This is a genomic window from Methanoculleus sp. UBA413, from assembly GCF_002502935.1.
GTDB lineage: Archaea > Halobacteriota > Methanomicrobia > Methanomicrobiales > Methanoculleaceae > Methanoculleus > Methanoculleus bourgensis.
Genome location: NZ_DAQR01000003.1, coordinates 24,130 through 28,304 on the forward strand (window position 1 = coordinate 24,130; position 4,175 = coordinate 28,304).

A 4,175-nucleotide genomic window follows, 5' to 3' on the forward strand; every position below is an offset into this window, starting at 1 on the left:
GGGGTCTCCCCCTCCCCGCACAAGCCAGACCCGAGGCACGATGCAACAGCGCAGGGGAGCTTCCCAATCGCCAAACCGGAGGTGTCTTCATGGAAGACGCCGATGAGGCTGCGTTCGGCCACAGGCGCAACCGATGAACATTCCCAAAGGGCGATTGGCCGCTGATATGTCGTGTTTGGGATCACGGCAATCTGAGTTCCGTTTTCGATTCTGATATGATATTCATGCGAATGCTCCAGTAGTGCATCAAGCCATCTTCACCTGAGGGGTCTCACACAGAAGTTCGCGAAGCCTGCGAAGAGATGGAGCCACCCGGGGCGCACTGGATTATGAGATACCCTGATGCAGTAGTGCGGAGCAAACCTCATACTCTCGGATAACCAAATGATCTGACATATGGGCAACCTGAATGTTGCCGTGCTAGGACCTCTAGGTTACGCAAAGGACCTCGGGAAGAAAGGCACGGCTTCCGATATCACCTTCTATAACCTGAAGAAAGGCGCCGATACCGTCACCCTCATCGAGCCGACACGGTATCCCGAGCGGCTGGCCCCGCTCTTCTATGCGGCATCCATGGCTGATGCAGCCCTCATCGTGGTGAGCGAGATCACGCCGATCTTCGGGGAGTGGGTCCTGATGCTCGATGAGGTCGGGGTGGAGCAGGGCTACATCGTCCTCCAGAACTACCTCGCCCCCGGAGATCTCGCGCCGCTCCTCCAGGGAACGGTGCTTGAGCACTACGAATTCGTGGACGAGGACCCGATCGTGCTCCGCGACCGCCTGCTCGCTCGCGCACACGCCCGCCCGTCAGTCGAGCCTGCGGCCGGTGTCACGGGAACCATTCCCATCGACCACCACTTCAACGTCCGCGGCATCGGGACGGTCATCCTCGGCGGCGTGATGCGGGGGGGTATCAGGAAGCACGACACCCTGAAGATCTACCCGGGGGAGCAGGCGATCACGGTGCGGTCCATCCAGAAGCATGACGACGACTTTGACTGGGCCGCAGAAGGCGACCGCGTGGGGCTCGCGCTCAAGAACATCGAGTCGGATGACCTGGACCGCGGTTTCGTCCTCTCAAGCGATCCCGCGATCCAGACACGGACGAGCCTTGAAGCACAGGCGACCCTGGTCAAATACTGGCCGGCACCCCTCACGGCGGGGGCGGTGCTCCACCTCGGGCACTGGATGCAGTTCATCCCGGTTCGGGTGGAGGCGGTGCGGGACGACGGAGACTGGCGGAGACCGACGCTCACGCTCGCGCTTGAGAAGGACCTCGTCTACCTCCCGGGCGATACGGCAGTGCTCCACTACCTCGAGGGTGGGAAACTCAGGATCGCCGGGCACATTGAACTGGCGTCAACTACCCCCCGCTAACGCAGGGGGCTTGCTGCCGGGGCCCCTTACGGGGCACAGGGCAGCAATTTACTGTGTGCGAAGGTTGACGGTTCGTAACTATTCAGCCCAACTGCTGTGTTGCATAAATCTGATCCACCGACCCCAACACAGAAGATGCCGGACGTCCCCTCCGCCCCTTCATGCAAAGAAACAAACGTTGGGGGCGCCCGTGCCCCGATAAGCGTGACTGGAGTATATATAATGAGCTCCTGGTCCAGCGCGGCGAATTCTCTCTCACTTGACTTTGTCGACCAGTGGGATGCCCAGCTCGCCCAGATGAACGCTGGCAAGCGTGGCCGACCCTTCCAGTATCCAGAATCATTCATTGCATGGATGGCTCGCATCCACATCTTCCTGCAGATGCCCTACCGCCAGATGGAGGGGTTTGTCCGGAAACTCGCGACATTCATCCCCTCTCTCAAGGCAGCCAATTATACCACGCTCTTTTGTCGAATCAAGAATCTGGATCTCTCACTCGAAGCACTCCCCGAGATCCTCGCCGACGATGTCATCGTCGGCGCCGATAGCACCGGGATCAAGGTCACGAATCGAGGGGAGTGGATGCGCGAGAAGTGGGGGGCCAGACGTGGTTGGATCAAGGTGCATCTCATGATTGATGTCGAGACCAACCAGGCGCTCGGTCTGGAGATCACCGATGAAGCCATGCAGGACGACCAGAGGTTCATTCCCCTCCTCGACCAGACCCAACAGAACTGTGGCGAGGAACACCCGGTGTACCGAGTTCTCGCGGATGGGGCCTATGACCGAAATAAACTCTTCAACGCCCTCGAACACCGGGGAATCGCATCGGGCATCAAAACCCGGGTCAATGCCGCGACCCATTCGACCGGGTCACCGTATCGAGCCGAATGCGTCAGAAACCGAAAGAGATGGGGCGGATATCCCATGTGGGCGCTGGTAGTTACCTACGGGATGCGGTGGAAGGTCGAAGGAGCCTTCTCTACCATCAAACGGATCCTGGGAGAGCGGGTACAGGCGACATCTCGAGAGGGGATGTTTCGGGAAGTACGGATGAAAGTGAACAGTTATAACAGGTTGATCGCTCTGGCAGCCTGACGGGAGGTGAATGGCGGGGGGTAACCACCAGGATAATTATGCAACACAGCAGAAGAGGCATACGTTTAAGTACGCAGAACGCATAACACCTATTTGCCTCCGGGTTTGTGGGGTTCTTCATCCGGGCGTCAACCGTGGCTGGGGGGATCCCACACATTTCGGGACGCCAATCCCGGTATCCGTGATGGAGGCGTAAGCGTTTTTCTCTATACCATTTCTGTGACATGCATCAACTCATCCGGTTCGTCCGATCGATCCGCCGCAAAAAAGGGTCCACATGGCCTGAAACGGGTGCCGCGCCGGACGGCGGGGATCGGGCACAAGAAACTCGACATTCGGGCTCAAAATTTGGTACACTTCGGAAGACAAAATGCGAGACCTCCCCCGTGCGAGCGGGGCGTTCGCAGCCATGTTGCTCCCGCCCCCTATCGTCGCTTCCGACACAGAACAATACCCATTCCGATACCACAAACAGCAACGACCGCTCCAAACCCTGGTGTTGCCGTCCAGGGCGGATGACCGGATGCCGGGTCCGCGGGGACCTGCACGACATCAGCCTTCGAACCGGCCCGGACCGTAACCTCCCAGACGATGGTGTCATCGTAGGCCCGTAGCACGATATTCTCGACACGGGCGTCCGGGGGCTTCCCGGAGAAGGCCTGCGCCGTTGCTGCGGACTTGTTGACCGGCAGGTCCTCTTCCGAGACGTACGTCGTGGAGATGATCTCTCCGCCCGAGAGGTCGACGATGTACTCCGTGAAAACCCCCGTATCGTTGATGAAACAGACCTGCGCCCGAGAAGGCCCGGTCTTGAACTCTTCGTACCGGCCCGGGGATTGATTCTCAACGTACGACCGCACTCCGCCGTCATCGCTGAGCGCCGGATACTTCGCAAAAATCTTCGGGAAGGTGAGTTCCGCGGCCAGGGGCAGCGCCTCATCGCAGCCGATAATCCAGATCTGCCCGATGGACTGTTCGCCGCCGTGCTCGTCGGCTCTAATCCTGTTTAAATAGACGAGCTGTTCTTCGCAGGCGTTCGCCGGCACGATGTACACGTACTCATGCGTGTGGTTGTACGTGCTCTCATGCCACCAGATCTCCCCATGTTCAGCGATGAACGCGGTGATCGTCTCGTTGGTCTTCGCGTTCGGGTGAACCCCAAACAGAATTTCCATCTGGTTTCCCTGCCCGGGGAGGGGTGTCACGACCGCACCTGCAGGGATACTGCAGACGAGCGCCGCAAGGATGAGCCCGAGCGCCAGGAGGGTGATACTTCTCGTCATAAAAAAAGGTTAATTGTACCTCGGAACCTCACCGAGGAGAATCTGTGTTCTGAAATCTTCGTACCGGAGAATGCCATCGCCGGTCGGGTCGTTCGGGTCCTCTGTGTAATAGGAGTCGTCGGCATCGCCATAGACGGTAATGTTGATGTGATCGTTGCCCGCCGCCCTGTAAACCTGGGGATTGTCAAATACATTCCATGTCGGATCCGAGTGAACCCAGGTAGTTCCGTTCCACGATTCTGCAATGGCATGCCCTGTTATATTACCGGAAGGCAGTTCCATGGTGAACGATAGGAACCGCGTCGGGATGCCCAGTGCGCGGGTGAAGGCGGTATACAGGGTCCCATACTCATCGCAGACCCCTTGATACTTTCCATTTATGGGAGACGGATGATCTAGGGTATACAGATCAGAAAA

General features: G+C 58.5%; 4 protein-coding genes. 2 read left to right on the forward strand and 2 right to left on the reverse strand.

Features of this window, described 5'->3' with window-relative positions; genetic code table 11:
* Window positions 1-396 precede the first annotated feature (396 nt).
* Together BP858_RS00475 and BP858_RS00480 are read left to right on the forward strand one after the other, a co-directional pair.
* On the forward strand, window positions 397-1,377 hold the full coding sequence (locus tag BP858_RS00475) for an EF-Tu/IF-2/RF-3 family GTPase (protein WP_286878545.1): 981 nt from the start codon (window positions 397-399) through the stop codon (window positions 1,375-1,377).
* 222 nt (window positions 1,378-1,599) lie between these two features.
* Window positions 1,600-2,475, forward strand: coding sequence for an IS5-like element ISMebo2 family transposase (locus BP858_RS00480; protein WP_062264490.1), 876 nt, complete (start codon window positions 1,600-1,602; stop codon window positions 2,473-2,475).
* 425 nt (window positions 2,476-2,900) lie between these two features.
* Here BP858_RS00480 and BP858_RS00485 read toward each other — a convergent pair whose 3' ends face one another.
* Together BP858_RS00485 and BP858_RS00490 are read right to left on the reverse strand one after the other, a co-directional pair.
* Window positions 2,901-3,758: a hypothetical protein gene (locus BP858_RS00485; RefSeq protein ID WP_286878546.1), complete on the reverse strand. Its 858-nt coding sequence runs from the start codon at window positions 3,756-3,758 to the stop codon at window positions 2,901-2,903.
* A gap of 9 nt (window positions 3,759-3,767) precedes the next feature.
* On the reverse strand, window positions 3,768-4,175 hold a 408-nt coding region (locus BP858_RS00490; RefSeq protein ID WP_286878547.1), incomplete at its 5' end, for a transglutaminase-like domain-containing protein.

Coding starts and splice junctions, on each gene's coding strand:
- BP858_RS00485 (WP_286878546.1), bottom strand. CDS start 3,758: ATGACGAGAAGTATCACCCTCCTGGCGCTCGGGCTCATCCTTGCGGCG.
- BP858_RS00480 (WP_062264490.1), top strand. CDS start 1,600: ATGAGCTCCTGGTCCAGCGCGGCGAATTCTCTCTCACTTGACTTTGTC.
- BP858_RS00475 (WP_286878545.1), top strand. CDS start 397: ATGGGCAACCTGAATGTTGCCGTGCTAGGACCTCTAGGTTACGCAAAG.